The organism is Massilia varians (assembly GCF_027923905.1).
GTDB classification, from domain to species: Bacteria; Pseudomonadota; Gammaproteobacteria; order Burkholderiales; family Burkholderiaceae_D; genus Telluria; species Telluria varians_B.
This window is the reverse complement of sequence record NZ_AP026966.1, coordinates 1,647,006-1,668,215: the sequence shown is the minus strand read 5'-3', so window position 1 is coordinate 1,668,215 and position 21,210 is coordinate 1,647,006. Positions and strand designations below refer to the sequence as shown.

Here is a 21,210-nt window from a genome sequence, read left to right as displayed (position 1 = left end):
ACATGGAAAGAAAATACTGCTTTCGACCAGCCTCCGTTGGATAACGAACAGAGCATGCCATGTCGAAGGCGCTACCCTCCTCCTTCTATCGCGTCAATACAGGGAGTGCGAAATGGCTTTCGATCTCGGCAATCTTCTGAACCAGTACCTGGGCGGCGCTGCCGGCGCCGGCAAGGACCAGCAGGCCAACGACGATTTCGACCGGGTGGCCTCGAACGCGCCGCCCGAGGTGCTAGCGCGCGGCGTGAGCGGCGCACTGCGCTCCGACCAGACCCCGCCCTTCGCCAACATGGTGAGCCAGATGTTCGGCCAGAGCAATCCGAACCAGCGCGCCGGCATGCTCAACCAGTTGCTGGCCACCGTCGGGCCTGCCGTGCTGGCCCAGCTTGCCAGCCGGTCCGGGGGCCTCGGGGGCCTGGGCAGCCTGTTCGGCGGCGGCCGTGCGCCAAGCGAGGTCACGCCCGAACAGGCCGCGCAGGTATCGCCCGACGAGGTGCGCGAACTGGCCGAAAAAGCCGAGCAGGAAAACCCGGGCATCGTCGACCGCATGGGCGACTTCTATGCCCAGAACCCGACCCTGGTGAAGGCAATCGGCGGCGCCGCCCTTGCCATCGCCCTCGGCCATATGGCGCAGAACATGCGCCGCCAGTGATCCATCGGGCTTCAGCGTTGAATAGCGTACAGAGCAGGCATTGGCAAAACGCCTACGCTAGCTATTCAACCGTATGTAGTCAGGAGAACGAATATGGCATTTGATTTGGGCAATCTGTTATCGCAATACCTTGGCGGCGGCAACCAGGACCGCGCGGCGGACGACTTCGACCGCGTGACCCAGAGCGCGCCGCGCACCACGGTCGCCGAAGGTGTCGCCAATGCCTTGCGTTCCGACCAGACCCCGCCCTTCCCGCAAGTGGTCAGCCAGCTGTTCGGGCAAAGCGATGCGAACGGCCGCGCCGGCATGCTGAACCAGCTGCTGGGTTCCCTGAACCCGGCACAGCTGTCCTCGGTGGCAGGCGGCGTGTTCGGCAAGTTGTTCGGCGCCGGCAAGGTCACGCCGGAACAGGCGTCGCAGGTCTCCCCCGAGCAGGTGCGCGAGCTGGCCGAGCAGGCAGAGCAGCAAAATCCCGGCATCGTCGACCGCATGAGCGCCTTCTATGCCGAACACCCGACCCTGGTCAAGGCGATCGGCGGCGCCGCACTGGCGCTCGCGCTTGGCCACGTAGCACAACGCATGCGTTCCCAATCCACCATTCACCAAGGAGATGACATGGGCATCCTGAGCAATATTTTCGGCAAGATCTTCCCGAAGGCGCACGCCGCCAACAAGGGCCCGCAGGCACAGCCCCAGGCGCCGGCGCCACAGGCCCAGCCGCAGGCTGCTCCCCAGGCCCAGCCGCAAGCCCAGCCACAGGTCCAGCCCCAGGCCGCGCCGGCCATGATGGAGCAGGTCGACGTCGAGGCAATCCTGACCAATATGCAGAAGTCCTCGGGCCAGCAGCTGAACTGGCGCAGCTCGATCGTCGACCTGCTCAAGCTGCTTGGCCTGGACAGCAGCCTGCAGGCGCGCAAGGAACTGGCCGCCGAGCTGCACTACACCGGCGACACCAGCGATTCGGCCTCGATGAACATCTGGTTGCACCGCCAGGTCATGAACAAGCTGGCGGCCAACGGCGGCAAGGTGCCGGCCGACCTGCGCGATTGATGGTCTAGTCGGCCAGCGAGGTGTTGGCCGCCGTCCCGCACGCGAAGCAGAAGCGGGCGAAGGCGTTCTTGCGGCTGTTGCAGCAGCCGCAGCGGTCGAACAGGCCGATGCCGCAGTGCGGGCAGAAGTCGACGCCCGCATCCTGCAGGTCGACCGGCCGCTCGCATCCCGGGCACACGCCCTTGCCCAGCCGGGCAAGGGCGGCGTCGTAGCGCAGGGTCTGGCGGCGCTGCACGTCCGGCAGCGCCTCGGCCTGCCGCTGGCGCGCCAGGTAGTGCTGCAGCGAGACGATCGCATAGCGCCCCACCAGCACGGTGACGGCGATGCCGACCAGGTAGCGCACGTAGCCGCCGTAGCTCGGCAGGTAAGGCACGAGTTCGAAGAAAAAGGCGAACAGTGCGAAGAAGATGAATCCCCACACGAAGGGCCAGTAGGGGCTGCGGCGCTTGCGCGCGAACAGCCAGCCGGCCAGCACCAGGAGCGGCAGGGTCAGCGCCAGGCGGTACAGGAAGACGCGCAGCTCCTTGGCGTTGGCGGCCTTTTCATAGGCGGCGCGCGCCGGCGTTTCCATGCGCTCCCAGCGCATCCGGGCACGCTGCAGGGCCTGGTCGGCATCCAGCAGGGCCTGCTGCTGGGCCTGGACGGCCGCCAGCGCGCGCCGTTCCTCGCTCTCCAGCTTGTCCAGTCCACGAGTACGTTCGAGCAGCGCGGGGTCCTGGTCGGGCCGCGCGGTCGCGCGGCGCGTGGCCAGCCAGTTGTCAAACGTCTCGCGCGCCGAACGGGTGTTCGCGCGCGCCACCTCGTGCTGCTGGGTCGCCTGCTCCAGCTCGAGCTGCGCCGTCTCGCGCCGCGCCTGTGCCGCTTGCTCGCCGGCGCGCAGGGCATCGACCTGATTGCGGTCCATGAACTGCTCGATGCCCAGGGGCCGCTCGACATCCCACAAGTTATCGACGACTTTGCCGCCCAGGCCGATCAGGAAGGAGGCGAACGCGAACGCGACCAGCCACAGGGCGCGTTGCATCCATTGTTCGGTCAGGCGCAGGCCTTTGCTCATGAAATGGTCCTCCAGTGACATTGATGGCGCAAGATTGCCACTGGAGGGAGCCGCGGGCCAGCGTCGGCCGCGAGGGAGATCCGTGCCGATACCACGAGTACCGGCACACGATACCGCGGGAAATCAGAAGTACGACAGACCCAAGGCCTTCTTCACTTCGTCGGTGGTCTGGGCCGCCACTTCACGCGCCCGCATGGTGCCTTCCTTGAGGATCTGCAGCACCTGGCCGCGGTCCTTGGCAAACTCTTCGCGGCGGGCGCGGATCGGCGCCAGCAGCTCCTGCAGGATGCCCTCCAGGCGCTTCTTCACCACGCTGTCGCCCAGGCCGCCGCGGGTGTAGTGGGCCTTCATCTCGGCCAGGCCTTCCTTGTCGGTATCGAAAGCGTCCAGGTAGATGAAGGCGACGTTGCCTTCCAGGTGGCCCGGATCGGACACCTTCAGGTGCAGCGGGTCGGTGTACACCTGCTTGACCGCGGCGCGGATCTCGTCGGCGCTGGCGCCCAGGTTGATGGTGTTGCCCAGCGACTTGCTCATCTTGGCGCGGCCGTCGATGCCCGGCAGGCGGCCGACTTCCGGCACGATCGCCTTGCACTCGACCAGGATGTCCTTGTCAGGGCTGTAGGTACGGTTGAACCTGCGCACGATTTCGTTGCACTGCTCGATCATCGGGATCTGGTCCTCGCCCACCGGCACCACGCTGGCCTTGAAGGCGGTGATGTCGGCAGCCTGGCTGGCCGGGTAGGTCAGGAAGCCGGCCGGGATGTCGCGCTCGAAGCCGCGCAGGATGATTTCCTGCTTCACGGTCGGGTTGCGCTCGAGGCGCGCCACGGTCACCAGGTTCAGGTAGTAGAAGGTGAGCTCGGTCAGTTCCGGAATCTGCGACTGGATCAGGATGGTGGTGCGGGCCGGATCGATGCCGCAGGCGAGGTAATCGAGCGCCACTTCGACCACGTTCCGGTGTACCTTACCGATGTCATCCATGTTGTCGGTCAGCGCCTGGGCGTCTGCGAGCATGACGAATTGGCGATACGTATTCTGGTACTCGACGCGGTTGCGCAGGCTGCCGACGAAGTGGCCGAGGTGCAGCGGACCGGTAGGACGGTCGCCGGTCAGGATGATTGGCGTGGAAGCGTTTGGGGTTGGGGAGCTCATCGGGTTTCCTGGTTATTGCCCCGATCCTCCTGCGCCGAATGCGAAAACGCCGCCCGGATCGAGGCGGCGTTAGTCGAAATGCACATCATTCCTGTGGCCGCACGTTAGGAGCGGCGCCACCAGGTCGACAAAAAGTGATGTGCTTTCGGAAAATTCATGGACCGCATGGTTGCAGGTTGGCGCAAGGATGTCAACCGCTTCCGGGTCCCTGGCCTGTGGCCGGTTCTCCCCTTTCGACGATTTCTTGCCTGGGACGCCGAGCTGTAGGGAATTTGTTGTTAGAAAATTAATAATTGGTGAAACTGATGAATCCACAAAAGAGCACGAACAGCCAAATCCGTCCCCTCGAACTCTGGGGCGGCCTCGAATGCACGGTCAACCGTGTCCGCGACGAGTATTTCAGCCAGCTCGAGCGCAACGGCCACCACGGCCGCGCCTGCGACATCGAACGTTTCGCGTCCACCGGCATCCGCGCAATCCGCTATCCCGTGCTATGGGAACGCACCGCGCCCGACGGACTGGCCAGCGCCGACTGGCGCTGGGCCGACGAGCGCCTGAACGCCTTGCGCGAGGCCGGCGTGACGCCGATCGCCGGCCTGGTCCACCACGGCAGCGGCCCGCGCGACACCAGCCTGGTCGACCCGGCCTTTGCCGAACGCCTGGCCGAGTATGCCGGCGCGGTGGCCGCGCGCTATCCCTGGATCGAGTACTACACCCCGGTCAACGAGCCCTGCACCACCGCGCGCTTCGCCGGCCTGTACGGCGTCTGGTACCCGCACGGCCGCGACGACCGCACCTTCATCGAAGCCCTGCTGGTCCAGTGCCGCGCCGTGGTGCTGGCGATGCGCGCCATCCGCGCCGTCAACCCGAACGCCAAGCTGGTCCAGACCGACGACCTCGGCAAGACCTACGGCACGCCCGAACTCGCCCACGTGGCCGAGTTCTACAACGAGCGCCGCTGGCTGGCCTGGGACCTGCTGTGCGGCATGGTCGACCAGCAACACAGGCTGTGGAACTACCTGATCAAGACCGGCATCGCGGCCGAAGAATTCCTATGGTTCCGCGACAACCCCTGCCCGCCCGACATCATCGGCGTCAACTACTACGTCACGTCCGAGCGCTGGCTCGACCACCGTCCGGAGCGCTTCCCCGAACACCACCGCGGCGTGGCCGACGGCATCCCCTGCGCCGACATCGAGGCTTCGCGCGTGCTGGCCACGCCGACGCCGGGCATCGCCCCGCTGCTGTCGGAGATCTGGGACCGCTACGGCATCCCGCTGGCCATCACCGAAGCCCACATCGACGCCAACCGCGAAGACCAGCTGCGCTGGCTGCTCGAGATCTGGGAAGCGGCCCAGCAGTCGCAGCAAAACGGCATCGACGTGCGCGCCGTCACGGTCTGGTCGCTGCTCGGTTCCTTCGACTGGAACAGCCTGGTCACGCAGAACAGGGGCTACTACGAGCCGGGCCCCTTCGACGTGCGCTCGCCCATGCCGCGCCCGACCGCGCTGGCACGGATGATGAAGGAACTTTCCTCGGGCACTCCGCTGTCGCATCCGGTGCTGCGCGGCCAGGGCTGGTGGCGCCGCCAGGGCCGCTTCCTGTGCCACCCGCCGGTGGCCACGCCCGCCGCGCTCACCTCCATCTCGGCCGACGGCCACCGCCTGGTGGGCACGGCTGCCGCCCCGATCCTGATCCTGGGCGCCACCGGCACCCTGGGCCGCGCCTTTGCCCGCGTGTGCCGCAAGCGCAACCTGTCCTACCGCCTGCTGTCGCGCAAGGAAATGGACATCGCCGACGCCGGCTCGGTCGAGCGTGCCCTGGCCGAGCACCAGCCGTGGGCGGTCATCAATACCTGCGGCTACGTGCGGGTGGACGACGCCGAGCAGGACGCCGAGCGCTGCCTGCGCGAAAACACGCTGGGTGCGGCGACACTGGCCGCGGCCTGCGCGCGCCACGGCATCCACCTGACCAGCTTCTCGAGCGACCTGGTGTTCGACGGCAAGCAAAGCCGTCCCTACGTGGAGTCGGACCCGGTGGCGCCGCTGAACGTCTACGGCCGCAGCAAGGCCGAGGCCGAGGCGGCGGTGCTGGAAGCGCATCCGGGCGCGCTGGTGGTGCGCACCAGCGCCTTCTTCGGCCCCTGGGACCAGTACAACTTCGTCACCCTGGCGCTGAACGCCCTCGAGCGCGGCGAGTCCTTCACGGCCTCGAACGACCTGACCATCACGCCGACCTACGTGCCGGACCTGGTGCACGCCTGCCTCGACCTGGCGATCGACCGCGAAGCCGGCATCTGGCACCTGGCCAATGGCGGCGAACTCACCTGGGCGGAACTGGCCCTGAAGGCGGCCGAGCGGGCCGGCATCGATGCCAGCCGGCTGGAAGCGCGCGCCATTGCCTATCCGGCGGCGCGCCCCGCCTACTGCGCCCTGAGCAGCGAGCGCGGCATCCTGCTGCCGCGCCTCGACCAGGCCCTCGACCGCTACCTGGAACTGCGCAACGTGCACGATCCGGAAATCGAGGAACTCCAGCACACCGCCGAAAGCCGCCAGCCGGTGGCCAGCGGGCACCGGCAGCAGGAAGAGACGCCGCCGGAAGCGATCCAGGCCGGCAATTGCTGAGGCACTAAGGGCGCCTCGGCAAGCAGGGGCGGAACCATGCCTGCAGCATGGTTCCGCCATCGCGCACACCGTACATACGCTCCGGTTACAATTTGGCCAAGAACACTCCCTGGCCGCTACCGTGCAAGAACAACACGCTTTTCCCTTCCTGCGGGAGATCCTCCTCTTCCTGATCCTCTCCGGCATCCTGATTCCCATCCTGCAGCGCTTGCGCATCAACCAGGTGCTCGGCTTCCTCGCCGTCGGCACTCTGGTCGGCCCCTTCGGCCTGGGCCTGCTGGCCGGCGAGGTCCCCTGGCTGGCCTTCCTCACCTTCCCGCGCGACCAGGGCATCGCGGCGCTGGCCGAGATCGGCGTGCTGTTCCTGATGTTCATGATCGGCCTGGAGCTGTCCGCGGCGCGCCTGTGGGCGATGCGGCGCTGGGTGTTCGGCGCCGGCACCGCGCAGGTGCTGGCCAGCGCGGCGCTGGTCGGCGGCGTCCTGCTGCTGGCCTACGGCCTCGATGCGCAGTCCGCCGTGGTGATCGGCCTGGTGCTGTCGCTGTCCTCCACCGCGGTCGTGCTGCAGTTGCTGGCCCAGCAGGGGACCACCGGCACCCCGCTGGGCCAGGCGGCCTTCGCCATCCTGATGCTGCAAGACCTCGCCGTGGTGCCGATCCTGCTCCTGATCGGCGCCCTCGGCGGCGGCGGCAGCGACGGGGGCAGCGTCGCCGTCCTGGCGCTCACCACCCTGCTCAAGGCCGGCATCGCCATCACCCTCATCTACCTGGTCGGAGGGCGCGTCGTCCACAAGCTGTTCCGCGCGTTCACCGAGCACCGCCAGCCGGACGTGTTCATGGCGCTGATCCTGCTGAGCACCTTCGGCATCGCCGGCTTGTCGGCCGCGGCCGGCCTGTCGATGGCGCTGGGGGCGATGATCGCCGGCCTGCTGCTGGCCGAGACCGAGTTCAAGCACGAAGTCGAGCTGATGGTCGAGCCCTTCAAGGGTCTGCTCATGGGCCTGTTCTTCATGACCGTCGGGATGAGCATCGACACCCGCCAGATCCTGGCCGCGCCCCTGCTCCTGGCGGCCTCGCTGGCCGGGCTGGTGCTGCTGAAAACCCTGGTGACGGCAAGCCTGCTGCGCATCGGCGGCCAGCCCTGGAGCCGCGCGATCGAAGGCGGCCTGCTGCTGGGCCAGGGCGGCGAATTCGCGTTCGTCGCGATCGGCTACGCGGTCAGCGCGCGGGTGCTCGACCCAAGCCTGGGCGGACAGGTGATGCTGGTGGTCGGACTGTCGTTGTTCGTCACGCCCCTGCTGGCGCGCCTGGGACGCGCCATCGGCGAGCGCGGCGAACACGCGCGCGCCGAACGTGCCGCGGCCGGCGACGACGCGGCCCTGGACCCGGCGCGCGGGCGCGTGATCATCGCCGGCTTCGGCCGCGTGGGCCAGCAGCTGGGCAAGCTGCTCGCCGAGCAGAACATCCCCTTCGTGGCCTTCGAGTGCGACGCCAAGCTGGTTTCGAAGCTGCATGCCGAGGGCAAGCCGGTCTACTTCGGCAATGCCTCGCGCCCCGAGCTGCTGCGCAGGGTTCACGCCGACGAAGCGCCGGCGATCGTACTGACCATGGACCATCCGGCATCGAGCATGCAGGCGGTGCGCGGCATCCGCCGCGAGTTCCCGCACGCGCGCCTGTTCGTGCGCTCGCGCGACGAGAAGCATGCGCGCGCCCTGCGCCTGGCCGGCGCCAGCGTGGTGGTGCCGGAAACGCTGGAAGCGAGCCTGCAGCTGTCGGCCTTCGTGCTGGAGGCGATGGGGCTGGACGGGCGTCTGGTCGACGGCATCGTCGACCATGAGCGCGAGCTGCTCACGGCCAAGCTGCTGGAGCCGGAAGGCGCGTGCGGACAGCTATAATCCGGGCTTGGCAAGAACAACCCCACAGGAACAGAATGACGCAAGCTGCTTCCCCTTCCGCCGCGCTGCCGAAGGCGCTCGGCCACATCCGCGTGCTCGACCTGTCGCGCGTGCTCGCCGGCCCGTGGTGCTCGCAAAACCTGGCCGACCTCGGCGCCGACGTGATCAAGATCGAACGCCCCGGCAACGGCGACGACACCCGCGCCTGGGGCCCGCCCTACGCCAAGGATGCGCAAGGGCAGGACACCAGCGAAGCCGCCTATTACCTGACCGCGAACCGCGGCAAGCGCTCGGTGACGGTGGACATCGCCAGCGGCGAAGGCCAGGCCCTGCTGCACGAACTGGTCAAGCATTGCGACGTGGTGCTGGAAAACTTCAAGGTCGGCCACCTCAAACGCTACCGCCTCGACTACGACAGCCTGAGGGCCATCAAGCCCGACCTGGTCTACTGCTCGATCACCGGCTTCGGCCAGGACGGCCCCTACGCCCACCGCGCCGGCTACGATTTCCTGATCCAGGGCATGGGCGGCCTAATGTCGGTCACCGGCGAACGCGACGACCTGCCGGGCGGCGGCCCGCAGAAAGTGGGCGTGGCCCTCACCGACCTGATGACCGGCATGTACGCGACCGTGGCGGTGCTGGCCGCCCTGACCCACCGTGACCGTACCGGCGAGGGGCAGCACATCGACATGGCCCTGCTCGACACCCAGGTGGCGATGCTGGCCAACGTGGGCAGCAATTACCTCAACAGCGGCAAGCCGCCCAAGCGCTGGGGCAATGCGCATGCCAACATCGTGCCCTACCAGACCTTCGCCTGCCTCGATGGCCACATCATCGTCGCCACCGGCAACGACGGGCAGTACCAGAAATTCGTCGAAGCGGGCGGCCGTCCCGAGCTGGGGAGCGATCCGCGTTTCGCCACCAACCCGCTGCGCGTGCAGAACCGCGACCTTCTCGTGCCGATCCTGGCCGGGATGGTCAAGGAGAAGCGGCGCGACGAGTGGATCGCCCTGCTGGAAGCGGTCGGTGTGCCCTGCGGGCCGATCAACGACATCGGCGAGGTGTTCGCCAACGAGCAGGTGCGGGCGCGTGAAGTCGCGATCGAACTGCCGCATCCGCGCGCGGGCAAGGTGAAACTGGTGCGCAATCCGATCCGGATGTCGGCCACGCCCGCCACCAGCGACAAGGCCCCGCCCCTGCTGGGCCAGCACACCGACGAGGTACTCGGCGAGGTGCTGGGCCTCGGCGAGGCGGAGATTGCCGCCTTGCGCGGCAAAGGGGTGGTGTGATCAATGCAGCTGGTGCTTGAGGTCCGACAGGACGTCATGCACCCGCGTCACCACCGAGGCGACCTGGGGCGAAGGCTGGGCGCTGCGGCACATGCGCTTGGCTTCGTCGCCCATCTCTTCCAGCCGGTCGATGCATTGCACCATCCGCATCTGGTCGTTCGACTGCATCACGCGTTGGGCTTCCGGCATTTCGTGGGCGATCTTCTGGATGCAGTCGCGGATCTCGCTCGGCGCGCCCTGGTCGTTCCGGGTGACTTCTTCGGCCTGGTTGATGGTCTGCTGGATCTGGCTGAAGCGTTGTTGGATTTCGGCAGCTTGCAACATGATTGACCTCCTGAAAGTAAGGCGGTGAAACCGCTCGGATCAATCACTTTAGTCCTCCCAGCAGGGATATCAAGCACGCGTTTCTGGCGTGCGCGCGTCAATGCTGGGGCGCGTGGCGCAAGGCGAAATACGGTAGAGTCATGCAATTCTCCCTTCCTCCTTGACTGATCATGCCCAGCCCAGCCCATCCACTGCTGCTTGCAGCCTTCCTGCTTGCCGGTCCGGCACACGCGGCGCCTGGCGTCCAGGACATCAGGATCGCAGCGCCGGACTGGGCCGTCAGGCCTCCCGGCGCAGCGGCATACCTTGCGCCCATCAGCCCGTTGCCGAATTGGCATGAAGTGCGCGGCGGCGCGTGGCAGGTGCCGCTGGAAACCGTGCGGCAAATACAAGCGCTGGTCGAGGCCAGGATCGGCGCCAACAAGCTATTTGGCGACAAGGCCCGCATCACGACATACGCCATCCAGTTCCGCGGCGAGTCCCGCGACGACAGGTATGTTGTGCGGCTGGCCGGCGCCTGCAATGTCCGCGACACGCCCCGATGGCGGCTGTCGGAGACCTTTTTCAACGTGAACGATGGCGGTCAGTGCTATTTCGATGCCGAATACGATCCGCTGGAAAAACGTCTCGGCCGTTTCGACTATCACGGCTACGCCTAGCCCGCCCCGTATCACGACGAACGGACGCCAGCCACCGGCGCCAGCCGGCGCAGCCGCAAGGCAATCAGCATCCCCACCCCGAGCAGCGCCCCGAGCACGCCCACCACGCCCGGCCAGCCCCGGTGTTCCCACACATAGCCGGTGAACCAGCCCACCACGCTCGACCCCAGGTAGTAGCAGAACAGGTAGATGCCGGAAGCCAGCGCCTGCGGCGGACGGGCGCGCCGTCCGACCCAGCTGCTGGCCACCGAATGCGAGGCGAAGAAGCCGAAGGTGGCCAGGCCGACGCCGAGCACGATGGCGGGCACCGAATCGTGCAGCGTCACGAGAAGTCCAGCGATCATCACGCTAATTACCAGCCACAGCACGTTGCGCCGCCCCAGCCGGTCGGCCAGCTTGCCCGCCCACATCGAACTGAACATGCCGAGCAGGTAGAGCAGCGACACCGCGCCCACCGCGCTCTGGCTCAGGCCAAAGGGCGGCGCCAGCAATCGGTAGCTGATGTAGTTGTACAGGCTGACGAAACAGCCCATCAGGAGAAACGGCAGCACGAACAGCCAGGGCAGGCCTTCGTCCGCCAGGTGCGTGCGCAGGCCATCGACAAAGCCCGGCCCCCGCGCCCGCTTCGATGTCCCATGGCGCGATGGCGGCAGGCTGCGCGAGAACTCCCAGGCCGCGACCAGCCCGGCCACGCCCAGCAGCCCGACCGCGATGCGCCACGAGACGAAGTCGCTGATCACCGAGGACAGCACCCGCCCGCTCATGCCGCCGAAGGCGCTGCCGCTGATGTACATTCCCATCGACAGGCCGAGCGAGCCCCCTTCGACTTCGTCGCTCAGGTAGGCCATCGCCACCGCCGGCAGGCCGCCCAGCACCAGGCCGAGCAGCATGCGTGCACCCACCAGCTGGGTGTAATCGAACGCGAAGGCGGACAGCAAGGTGAGCAGCGCCCCGCCGACCATCGAGGCCACCATCAGCTGCTTGCGGCCGATGCGCTCGGCCACGCTGCCCGACAGCAGCAGCGCCACCGCCAGCGTGGCGGTGGAGACCGACAAGGCCAGGCTCGATTGTGCGGGTGTGAGGGAAAAGTCGCGCGCCAGCAGCGGCATCAGCGGCTGGACGCAGTAGAGCAGCGCGAAGACGGAGAAGCCGCCGAAGGCCATGGCGCGGTTGATGCGGCGGAAAGCCGGACTTCCCGCCGCGATCGGACTGCGTGCATCCGTCACGGCGGACCCGTTACGGCAGGTCCGGGTCGAGTTCGGACCCGGCGTAGTTTTCCAGCTCGGTAAAGAGCTGCTTCATGGTGGCCTTGGTCTTGATGTGCTGCAGCACCGTGCAGTGCTCGCGGTAGGTGGCGATGCGCTCGGCGATGATGGGCTGGTGCTGCGCCGGGACCTGCGCCATCAGCGCGGCCCAGCCGGCTTCGAAGTCCGGATCGTTCTTGCGCACCGACTTCACCAGGCGTTCGAACTCCTTCTGCCCGGTGCGCGCCGTGATGCGCCCGCCGCCCTCGACCGCGAAGATGATCGCCAGCGCGATCACGCCTTCGGCGTTCAGGTCCGGGTCGTTGACCGGGCCTTCGTAATGGTGGCGGCGGATCCACTGGGCCGCACGCACGATCGCCTGCACGCCCTGGCGCTGCTTCAGCTGGCCGATGTAGCGCTCGTAGCCGGACCAGCTCTCGCCCGGGTCGGCCGTGCACAGGTCGACGAACAGTTCCTTCAGGCGGCGCTGGGAATAGATCGGATCGAGGTCGTATTCGCCCACCAGGCTGTCCTCGGGCAGCGCGGACAAGTCCTTGACGAGACGGAAGCCCTGCTGGAACACCAGCTCGGCGCCCTCCTCGATCAGGATATCGAGCGCGTCGAGGTCGTCGTCGCTGTCGACCAGATGCTCGAGGCCGAGCGAGACCCCGCCCACGGTGAGCAGCAGCGCGCGCTGGATGCCCTCGGCGGTGCGGTCGTTGGTGAACTTCTCGGCCACCATGGCGGTGATGCCGGCAAGCTCCTCCGCCAGCAGGGAGGCCTCGTCGGGCGTGGCCTCGGTGGACAGCAGCTTGATCGCGCGCACCAGGCGCGGCGGCTTCTCGATGACGATTGCGGGCAGCATGGTTCCTGGCGCTCCGCTCACGAGAAGATGTCCGTGCCCATGCTGCGGCGGCTGCCGCGGCGCGGCATGCTGCGCACCGACGGCACCTGCTTGCGCAGGCGGTACAGCAGTTCGCGCGTGCTGCGCTGCATGAAGGGCGACTCTTCGTCCGGGTCGTCCGGCAGCTCGACGTCGGCCATCTCGGCGCTGTGGCGGAATTCCGGGAACAGCTCGAGCAGCGAACGCTCCCAGCCATCCTCGCTGGCCTTGGCCAGGTCGACCGCCAGCGGCGCGATGTCGCTGTCGCCGCTGGTCTGGGCGGTGACGTAGCGGCCCTTCGACAGGATTTCGCCGGCGAGCTCGAGGATCTCCTTCGGGGCCAGCGACCACAGGATGGCGAACACGGTGGCGCCGTGGTCGGTGGCGGACGCTTCCTGGAGCAGTTCGTGGCGGCGGTCTTCGTCGTCGTTCGCGTAGACGATGCCATGCACGTGGTTGAACAGGTTCTCGGCGATGCGTTCCGGATCATCCTCGATCAGGTTGTCCGGCCAGGTGGCGGCGATGTAGGCCAGGCTGTCGGCCCAGGCCTTGGGCGGCACCAGCATGGTGGCCAGCGAGGTCTTGGCGCCGTCGAAGCCGGACAGGTGCAGCGCGGTGACCTGCGGCGGCAGGGTCGACAGCACTTCGACCACGGCATAGTCGCCGTGCTCGTCAGCCGCCTGCGAGAACGCCTCTTCGGCGTGCTCGAGCGAGCCGGCCAGCACCAGTTCGCTGACCTGCTTCGTCAGTGCCGGCAGGTTGGCTTTGTTCTCGTCGCTCATTCGCGCTCTCCGTCTGCATCGAACAGCTGGGTGAAGTCGTCGGTGGCGGCCGTGTCTTCGACGTCGTCGTCGCCTTCGTCGCCTTCGCCGAGGCGCGCGAAGTCGCGGTCCTCGTCTTCCCAGCGTCCCTGGTTCTTGTACAGGAAGGCCGTGATGATGGCCTGGCGCGCCAGCTCGGGATAGTTCGCCGTCATCGCCTCATACATGGCGCTGCCCTGCTCCCCCGCGCACTCGGCCATCGCGAACACGCGCGAAGGATCGTCGCTTTCGTAGTCGGCGGCTTCACGCAGCAAACCCTTCGGATCCTTGAACTTGATACAGTCAACGAGCGCGAAGGCCATCAGGTTGACGTCGTCCAGGCCGGATCCGCCCGCGTATTCCGAGACCAGGGCGTCGACCATCATGTCATAGTTCTTCTTGTTGGGCGGGTCGCCCAGCGTGCCCTCGATCTGGCCGTCCAGTTCGCGCGACTGGAACGAGAATTCGGGATGTACGTTTTTCATTGTGTGTCCTGTTGGTTCATTGCTGTAGATTCACGCCATTCAGCGCGAACAGCGAGCGCCACAGCTCGAAGGCTTCGGCCTCGGCATCGAGCACGATGCGGTGGTTGACGCTCTGGTTGTATTCGGCACGCTTGACCGGATCCGACAGCACTTCATAGGCCTTGGTGACGGCCTTGAAACGCGCTTCGGCGCCCGGCGCCTGGTTGCGGTCCGGGTGATAACGCATCGCGAGCGAACGATAGACCTTCTTGATCTCGTCGTCGCCGGCATTCGGGGCAACGCCGAGGATCGCGTATAAATTTTCCAATTGGAACTCTCCCGGGAATGGGCCACGGTCTGGGCCATAAAGCTGAGGCCGCAAAACGGCAAGGACGAGATTATCCTATAGAAAACGACAAGTTGGCGAGAGCGGGTCTCGGCGGCGGCCGATCATGGTGGAAGCTTGCGAATGGCCGACGCTACCCCCAAGTATGTCTCTGCCAAACAGGGCGTACCGTGCGCTTCACCACATACTGGGGAGGCTGGCCCCTGCGTTACGGTAAAATGCCCGGAATAACCTATTCAAATCCTTTTTCATGAGCAACGACAAAAATACCCCGGCGGCTGCGGGCAATCCCCCATCGTCGAACTTCCTGCGCGCCATCATCGAAAACGACCTGGCAGCCGGCACCCACAAGCGCGAGGGCATGCCGCCCGTGATCACCCGTTTTCCGCCGGAGCCGAACGGCTATCTGCACGTGGGCCATGCCAAGTCGATCTGCCTGAACTTCGGCCTGGCGCGCGACTATGACGGCCGCTGCCACCTGCGCTTCGACGACACCAATCCGGAGAAGGAAGACCAGGAATACGTCGACACCATCATGGATTCCGTGAAATGGCTCGGCTTTACCTGGGAACAGGGCGACGGCGAGTACCTGCACTACGCCAGCGACTATTTCGACAAGCTGTACGAGATGGCGGAATACCTGATCCGCGAAGGCAAGGCCTACGTGGACAGCCAGAGCCCCGAAGAGATGGCGAAGAACCGCGGCAATTTCAGCACGCCGGGCACCAACTCGCCCTTCCGCAACCGTCCGGTGGAAGAATCGCTGCAGCTCTTCCGCGACATGAAGGCCGGCAAGTACAAGGATGGCGAGCACATCCTGCGCGCCAAGATGTCGGAAGACGCGATGTCCTCGCCCAACATGACCAACCGCGATCCGGCCCTGTACCGCATCCGCCATGCGCACCACCACCGCACGGGCGACGCCTGGTGCATCTACCCGATGTACGACTACACGCACCCGATCTCGGACGCACTGGAAAACATCACCCATTCGATCTGCACGCTCGAGTTCCAGGACCACCGCCCGATGTACGACTGGCTGGTCGACACCCTGGCCGACGGCGGCTTCTTCCAGCGCCCGGTGCCGCGCCAGTACGAGATGGCGCGCCTGAACCTGACCTACGTCGTGACCTCCAAGCGCAAACTGCGCGAGCTGGTCGATACCGGCGTGGTGACCGGCTGGGACGATCCGCGCATGCCGACCATCGTCGGCCTGCGCCGCCGCGGCTATACGCCGGAATCGATCCAGCTGTTCTGCGAGCGCATCGGGGTGTCCAAGGCCGACGGCTGGATCGACATGAGCACGCTGGAAGGCGCGCTGCGCGACGACCTCGATCCGAAGGCGCCGCGCGCCATCGCCGTGCTGCGTCCGCTCAAGCTCATCGTCGACAACTTCCCGGAAGGCGAGTCGGTCGCGTGCTCGTCGCCGGTCCATCCGCACCACCCGGAGATGGGCGTGCGCAGCTTCCCGTTCACGCGCGAGCTGTGGATCGAGCAGGAAGACTTCATGGAAACCCCGACCAAGGGCTACCACCGCTTCACCCCACCTAGCGGCGACCAGCCGGGTTCGCGCGTGCGCCTGAAGTACGGCTTCGTGGTCGAGTGCACCGGCTACGACAAGGACGAGAACGGCAAGGTGACGGCCGTGCACGTGAAGTACTTCGAGGATTCGAAGTCGGGCACGCCGGGCGCGGACAACTACAAGGTCAAGGGCAACATCACCTGGGTCAGCGCGGCCACCGCGCTCGAGGCCGAGGTGCGCCTGTACGACCGCCTGTTCCTTGAACCGCAGCCGGACGCCGGCGGCAAGGACTTCAAGGCCGCGCTCAACCCGAACGCGCTCGAGACCGTGACCGCCTACCTGGAGCCGGGCATGAAGGACGCGGTGGCCGACCAGCGCTTCCAGTTCGAGCGCCACGGCTATTTTGTGGCCGACCGCGTGGATTCGCAGCCGGGCAAGCCGGTGTTCAACCGCGTCACGACCTTGAAGGATAGCTGGGGGAAATAATTTCTCTTATGTCATCCTGCTGAGGAGGCAGTTCAAGGGGGAGTAATGCTGGAAGGCATTACTCCCTTTGTTTTTTACCAGTCGGCGAGCTTTCCATTCCGCTCACTTTGTTGCATATTTGCTATAGCTAGTAAGTCTGATAGGTTCTTCGTTCAGTAAAGAGGCTTAGCGTATGAATGTATGTCGCATTAACGCGACGAGTTCACCTTCTAAGCGAGTTTACGGACCATGTCTCACCGCAGCCACTCCACTCATCATGTCGTCATGCCGACGGCGGTGCTGACAGGGGCCGTGCTGTCCGTAACGGTCGGCGCTGCTCTCTACCTGGCGACCGCCAAGGCAATCGAAACCGATGCCCAGACGCGCTTTCGCGCCATGGCACGCACCGCCCAGTTTGCGATCGAGGCCCGTATCAAAAGCTATACCGACGTGCTGCGCGGCATGGCCGGGCTGTTCCATGCCAAACCGAATGCTAGCGCCGACGAATTTCGCTACTACGTCGAGCAGCTCGACACGCCCCGCAACTTTCCTGGCATCGAGGCCATGAATTATGCGCGTACCGTCGGCCCGACTGGACTGCCGGCGATCGAGGCCGACGTACGTCGCCGTCTGCGGCAGTACGGCATGCCCGAGCCTGCGACGCCACTGCGTCCCGTGCCCGGCCGCGACAGCTACACGGTCATTGTCTACATGGAACCCGCTACTCCGCAAACCCTCGGCACACTCGGCCTCGACCTGGAGGCGCGCAGCTACATCCGCCACACAGTGGCAGAGTCGCGCGACAACAATACCATGACCGCCTCGGGCTTCCGCGTCAAGATACTGCCCGGTCCCATCCAGAACGTACTCGCGATGCGCTTGCCGGTGTACCGCAACGACATGCCGGTCGACACCGTCGCCAGACGCCGCGCCGCTTACCTCGGCTCTGTCGGCATCGGTTTCGGCGTCAACCGCATGGTCAACGGGGTGCTCGAGGGATTCCCGGCCGACGGGGTGCGCCTGATACTCACCGACCTGAACGAGGTACCGCTCGAGCCGGGTGAGCCTCAGCACAGCGCAATCCTTTATGACAGCCATGCGACGGCAGCGCAGCCGCTCCCGCCGGCCATCACAGACAAGGGCAACATGCTGCACGCCGACCTGCCGATCCACTTCAACCACCGGGTGTGGCGCGCCGATTTCAGCATCGCAAGGTCCGCACTGTACACCCGCTTCGACTTCTACTATCCCTGGCTGGCAGCCCTCGCCGGTGCGCTCAGCACCGCGCTGCTCTTCGCGCTGTTCCAGACGATGGCTTCCTCGCGTCGCAGCGCGTTGCGCATGGCCGAGGACATGACCCGGGAACTGCGCGCCAGCCAGGCCAAACTGCAGGCCACTAATGAAAAGCTGCGCCAACTGGCCGCGCACGCGGAGCAGATCAAGGAGGGCGAGCGCAAGCGCATCGCGCGCGAAATCCACGACGAACTCGGGCAGAATCTGCTGGCGCTGAAGATCGAGGCCGAGATCCTCGCCAACCGCACGCGCGACCGCCATGGCCGCCTGTACGAACGCGCCAACGCGACCGTACGCCAGATTGACCTCACCATCCGCAGTGTGCGCCAGATCATCAACGACCTACGGCCGAATGTGCTCGACCTCGGCCTGAACGCGGCGGTGGACTGGCAGGTGACTGATTTCGCGCGCCGTACCGGGATCGAATGCGAACTGGTCGAGGACGAAACCGAACACCACCTCGACGACCAATGCGCCACCGCCTTCTTTCGCATTCTGCAGGAGTCGCTCAACAACGTGGCCCGGCACGCGCGCGCGACCAGGGTACGGATCGACCTGCACCAGCATGCCGACATGTTGACCATGACGATCCGCGACAACGGCATCGGCATGCAGCCGGGCAGCCGCAACCGCAACGGTTCCTTTGGGTTGGTGGGCATCGAGGAGCGCGTCAACATCCTGGGCGGCAGCTTCTCGATCAGCAGCGGCCCGGATACCGGCACCACCATCGTTGTTACCATTCCCGTGACCGGGTATCCATCCGAAACGCCCGCTACCCCAAAATACGACAGCGATGCCGTGCTGCCGGCCATCGCATGAACATTGGCCGAGTGTTGCGGCCAGGCTGTCTCGTTTCAGCACAGCAGTTTATCGGTTGACAGAACTCAACATTAAGCCTGACGGGTCGCAGGACAATTGTCACCACTGCCACCGCTCAACACGCAGTTCCTGACTTCCGATTAATTGCGCCATGTTCTTCGAGGAGGATTCTCTGACGTACCGCTTCAACACTAGGGATAAAAAAGAATGCCTTGACAAACAGATCTACAACAAAAGGTGATAACTATGTCGACCAACGAATTCGCAGCATTTGAAACGCTTGATCTTGCCCCGATCAAAATGAAACTGATGCATGTGGAATCCGGCGAAGGCTGGTCCGCGTTGCGGACCGATGCAGTGGAAACGGAATACCGCCGCTTCCTGTTCCTGATGAAGAAATACCCTGACGCGGAGGCATCGCCGACCGTCGACGTGGACATCTTCTGGCACTACCACATCCTCGACACGATGAAGTATGCGCGCGACTGCGCAGCCTTGTTCGGCTACTTCCTGCACCACTATCCCTACGTCGGTATTGGCACCGCCGATGAAGGCGAACACGAGCAGGCAGGCGAACGCATGCGTGAGATTTACGAAGCAGAATTCGGTACCGGACCTGTCCCCCATGCCGCGACCGCATTCTGCGCCGGGCCAGGCAAGCCACGCCAAGCTGCCAACGCTGCGATGGCATTCTGCGCCGCGCCTGGCAAGCCGCGCCAAGCCGCCAGCGCTGCGATGGCATTCTGCGCCGCGCCTGGCAAGCCGCGCGAAGCCCCCAGCGCTGCGACCGCTTTCTGCGCCGCGCCGGGAAAGCCATCCCATGCACAGCCGGAGACCGCTGAACGTTGCGGCGCATCGGGCAAGAAGCTGGCACACGCGGCCTGATCCCTCCCCTCGACGGCCGGCCGACGACGCTTGCGTCCCGCCGGCCGTTTTTCATTTAAACCGCGAGCGCGTGCCCGTCCTCTTTCGACTTGACCATCAACTCGCGCAGCTCACGAATGCTGAACTCGCTCTCTTCATGCATGCGCAGCAGGAGCGTGGCGCCGATCGGCAGCGTGCTGTGGCGGATCTTGCTGATCACCGGCGGCGCCACTTCGAGCACGCGCGACAGTGCGGCGTCGTTCTTCAGGCGCAGCCTGGCAATGATGGCGTCGAGGAGCCGGTTGGGGTCGTATTCCGCACCGGGCGGAAGGCGTCTGATGGGCATGGCTTCTTTCAGGATTGTTAAATATTTGTCACTTTGTGTGATCTAATGCGAATTCTTTGCATGCGAGCCCGATATGGCATCGTTTGTATTGCATTTTTCGCTAGGGACGAAATGATACACATTCGGCCAGGCGCTTGCACACGGCGCAGGGGCATGCCTCCGGCCGGGCGGAAGCATCGATGGAATGGGGAGTTGCCGCCCCGTGAGCAGGGCGGCGGAAGGCGTTACTTTTTCTTGCCGGGAGCGGCCTTTTGCGCCAGGCCGCTCGCCTGGTACAGGGTCCTGGCGTCGGCGTGCGCACGTTCGACGGTGCGCATCTCGGGCTTGTCGTCGTGGGCGACGAAGTATTCCTTGTCCTGCGCGTCGACGACGATCTTGATCGCGGCGGCGTCCGCGATGCCGTATTTTTCGACGATCAGGGTGGTCACCTCGTCGAGGTATTCTTCATAAGTCATGCTGGCCTCTCGTTCTGGGTGCCCGATTGTACGGGAGCCGCGGCAAGTTGCGCCAGCGCCGCCGCCACGTCCGGATAGCGCAGCCGCACCCGCAGCTCGCGCTTGAGGCGCGTATTGTCCAGGCGGCGCGACTCGGACATGAAGGACAGCAGCATCGGCGTGACTGCCTTCCGCAGTTCGGCGCGCGCCAGGCGCGGCGGCCGCGCCAGATGGAAGGCATCGGCCACGGCGTCGAAATAGTCGCCCATCTTCATGCGCGTGTCGTCCACCGCGTGCACCACCCGACCGGCGCCACGCGCCCGGAGCAGCGCCAGCAGGGCGATGCGCGCCAGGTCGTCGGCATGGATGTGGTTGGTGTACACGTCGTCTTCCGGCCGCAGGGCCGGGGTGCCCTGCTCCAGGCGCTTGAGCGGCAGCCGCTCGGCGGCATAAATGCCGGGCACGCGCAGGATGGACAGCCGCGTGCCGCCCGCAAGCGCCCAGGCGCGCAGCACCCGCTCGGCATCGACGCGCCGCTGCGCGCGCGCATTGCGCGGCGCCACCGGGCGTGTTTCGCGCACCAGTTCGCCGCCGCAATCGCCGTACACGCCGCTGGTGCTCACGTAGACCAGGCGCGCCGTCCTGCCCAGTGCGGCCGCCAGGTGGCGGGTGCGGCGGTCGATGGCGCCGTCCGGCTGCGGCGGCGCCAGGTGCAGCACCCAGTCGGCCAGTCCGCGCAGGCGGCGCAAGGTGCCGGGCCGGTCCAGGTCGGCGACGATCGGCACCGCGCCCGCGCCGCGCAGCTCGGCGCAGCGTTCGCGCCGGCTGGTCAGGGCGAACACCCGGAAGCGCCCGCCGAGCAGCGGCAGCAGGCGCATGCCGACGTCGCCGCAGCCGACGATGAGCAGGCGCGGGCGGTGGAAGGCAATAGGCTGGATCATGACGAGGGGGGGGCGGATTGGGAAGCCTGCCACTCTAGCACAGCGCCGTCCTGGCGTTTCCCGGCCGCGCTGGCCCCGGTGTAGAATACCG

At 66.0% G+C, this 21,210-nt stretch carries 20 protein-coding genes; 9 read left to right on the top strand and 11 right to left on the bottom strand.

What is annotated here, in order from left to right; genetic code table 11:
• Positions 1 to 112: 112 nt before the first annotated feature.
• Positions 113 to 652 (top strand): hypothetical protein, encoded by a 540-nt coding sequence (locus MasN3_RS07640; RefSeq protein WP_281913351.1) that lies wholly within the window; start codon positions 113 to 115, stop codon positions 650 to 652.
• A 615-nt stretch (positions 653 to 1,267) separates the two neighbouring features.
• Positions 1,268 to 1,702: a DUF3597 domain-containing protein gene (locus MasN3_RS07635; RefSeq protein WP_281914452.1), complete on the top strand. Its 435-nt coding sequence runs from the start codon at positions 1,268 to 1,270 to the stop codon at positions 1,700 to 1,702.
• A 4-nt stretch (positions 1,703 to 1,706) separates the two neighbouring features.
• On the opposite strand, the gene MasN3_RS07630 is transcribed toward MasN3_RS07635, so the two are convergent.
• Positions 1,707 to 2,756 (bottom strand): zinc ribbon domain-containing protein, encoded by a 1,050-nt coding sequence (locus tag MasN3_RS07630; protein WP_281913350.1) that lies wholly within the window; start codon positions 2,754 to 2,756, stop codon positions 1,707 to 1,709.
• Between the two features lie 123 nt (positions 2,757 to 2,879).
• Complete coding sequence (trpS, locus tag MasN3_RS07625; RefSeq protein ID WP_281913349.1) at positions 2,880 to 3,908, bottom strand: tryptophan--tRNA ligase; 1,029 nt, start codon at positions 3,906 to 3,908, stop codon at positions 2,880 to 2,882.
• Between the two features lie 305 nt (positions 3,909 to 4,213).
• On the opposite strand from trpS, the gene MasN3_RS07620 reads away from it, so the two are divergent.
• The 3 genes from MasN3_RS07620 (at position 4,214) to MasN3_RS07610 (ending at position 9,715) form a co-directional block, all read left to right on the top strand.
• On the top strand, positions 4,214 to 6,532 hold the full coding sequence (locus tag MasN3_RS07620; RefSeq protein WP_281913348.1) for a family 1 glycosylhydrolase: 2,319 nt from the start codon (positions 4,214 to 4,216) through the stop codon (positions 6,530 to 6,532).
• Positions 6,533 to 6,653: 121 nt separating this feature from the next.
• Positions 6,654 to 8,426, top strand: a complete 1,773-nt coding sequence (locus MasN3_RS07615; protein ID WP_281913347.1) for a cation:proton antiporter domain-containing protein — start codon at positions 6,654 to 6,656, stop codon at positions 8,424 to 8,426.
• A 35-nt stretch (positions 8,427 to 8,461) separates the two neighbouring features.
• Positions 8,462 to 9,715 (top strand): CaiB/BaiF CoA transferase family protein, encoded by a 1,254-nt coding sequence (locus MasN3_RS07610; RefSeq protein WP_281913346.1) that lies wholly within the window; start codon positions 8,462 to 8,464, stop codon positions 9,713 to 9,715.
• Here MasN3_RS07610 and MasN3_RS07605 read toward each other — a convergent pair whose 3' ends face one another.
• On the bottom strand, positions 9,716 to 10,039 hold the full coding sequence (locus MasN3_RS07605; RefSeq protein ID WP_209588127.1) for a hypothetical protein: 324 nt from the start codon (positions 10,037 to 10,039) through the stop codon (positions 9,716 to 9,718).
• Between the two features lie 170 nt (positions 10,040 to 10,209).
• Between MasN3_RS07605 and MasN3_RS07600 the strand changes: the two genes are divergently transcribed.
• On the top strand, positions 10,210 to 10,698 hold the full coding sequence (locus MasN3_RS07600) for a hypothetical protein (RefSeq protein WP_281913344.1): 489 nt from the start codon (positions 10,210 to 10,212) through the stop codon (positions 10,696 to 10,698).
• 11 nt (positions 10,699 to 10,709) lie between these two features.
• On the opposite strand, the gene MasN3_RS07595 is transcribed toward MasN3_RS07600, so the two are convergent.
• Genes MasN3_RS07595 through MasN3_RS07575 form a run of 5 tightly spaced genes read right to left on the bottom strand, consistent with a single transcriptional unit; the run spans position 10,710 to position 14,417 of the window.
• Positions 10,710 to 11,924, bottom strand: coding sequence for an MFS transporter (locus MasN3_RS07595; RefSeq protein WP_281913343.1), 1,215 nt, complete (start codon positions 11,922 to 11,924; stop codon positions 10,710 to 10,712).
• A 10-nt stretch (positions 11,925 to 11,934) separates the two neighbouring features.
• A complete protein-coding gene (locus tag MasN3_RS07590; protein ID WP_281913342.1) occupies positions 11,935 to 12,807 on the bottom strand; it encodes a hypothetical protein in 873 nt (290 codons plus the stop codon).
• A 17-nt stretch (positions 12,808 to 12,824) separates the two neighbouring features.
• Positions 12,825 to 13,607, bottom strand: a complete 783-nt coding sequence (locus tag MasN3_RS07585; protein WP_281913341.1) for a hypothetical protein — start codon at positions 13,605 to 13,607, stop codon at positions 12,825 to 12,827.
• Positions 13,604 to 14,110 (bottom strand): hypothetical protein, encoded by a 507-nt coding sequence (locus MasN3_RS07580; protein ID WP_281913340.1) that lies wholly within the window; start codon positions 14,108 to 14,110, stop codon positions 13,604 to 13,606. Before MasN3_RS07580 ends, MasN3_RS07585 begins: the two co-directional genes overlap by 4 nt.
• A gap of 16 nt (positions 14,111 to 14,126) precedes the next feature.
• Positions 14,127 to 14,417 carry a DnaJ domain-containing protein gene (locus tag MasN3_RS07575; protein ID WP_277487747.1) on the bottom strand — a complete coding sequence of 97 codons (291 nt, stop codon included), beginning with the start codon at positions 14,415 to 14,417 and terminating at the stop codon, positions 14,127 to 14,129.
• Between the two features lie 268 nt (positions 14,418 to 14,685).
• Here MasN3_RS07575 and MasN3_RS07570 point away from each other — a divergent pair, with 268 nt between their 5' ends.
• From MasN3_RS07570 to MasN3_RS07560, 3 genes are all read left to right on the top strand, one after another.
• Entirely contained in the window at positions 14,686 to 16,443 is a 1,758-nt protein-coding gene (locus tag MasN3_RS07570) for a glutamine--tRNA ligase/YqeY domain fusion protein (RefSeq protein ID WP_281913339.1), read from the top strand.
• 264 nt (positions 16,444 to 16,707) lie between these two features.
• Positions 16,708 to 18,534 carry a sensor histidine kinase gene (locus tag MasN3_RS07565; RefSeq protein WP_281913338.1) on the top strand — a complete coding sequence of 609 codons (1,827 nt, stop codon included), beginning with the start codon at positions 16,708 to 16,710 and terminating at the stop codon, positions 18,532 to 18,534.
• 246 nt (positions 18,535 to 18,780) lie between these two features.
• A complete protein-coding gene (locus MasN3_RS07560; protein ID WP_281913337.1) occupies positions 18,781 to 19,419 on the top strand; it encodes a glycine-rich domain-containing protein in 639 nt (212 codons plus the stop codon).
• Positions 19,420 to 19,474: 55 nt separating this feature from the next.
• On the opposite strand, the gene MasN3_RS07555 is transcribed toward MasN3_RS07560, so the two are convergent.
• The 3 genes from MasN3_RS07555 to MasN3_RS07545 all read right to left on the bottom strand — a co-directional run bounded on the left by MasN3_RS07555 (position 19,475) and on the right by MasN3_RS07545 (position 21,119).
• Positions 19,475 to 19,744, bottom strand: coding sequence for a hypothetical protein (locus MasN3_RS07555; protein ID WP_281913336.1), 270 nt, complete (start codon positions 19,742 to 19,744; stop codon positions 19,475 to 19,477).
• 224 nt (positions 19,745 to 19,968) lie between these two features.
• Positions 19,969 to 20,199 (bottom strand): hypothetical protein, encoded by a 231-nt coding sequence (locus MasN3_RS07550; protein WP_281913334.1) that lies wholly within the window; start codon positions 20,197 to 20,199, stop codon positions 19,969 to 19,971.
• Positions 20,196 to 21,119, bottom strand: coding sequence for an NAD-dependent epimerase/dehydratase family protein (locus tag MasN3_RS07545; protein WP_281913332.1), 924 nt, complete (start codon positions 21,117 to 21,119; stop codon positions 20,196 to 20,198). The genes MasN3_RS07550 and MasN3_RS07545 overlap by 4 nt, the downstream gene beginning before the upstream one ends.
• Between the last annotated feature and the right edge of the window lie 91 nt (positions 21,120 to 21,210).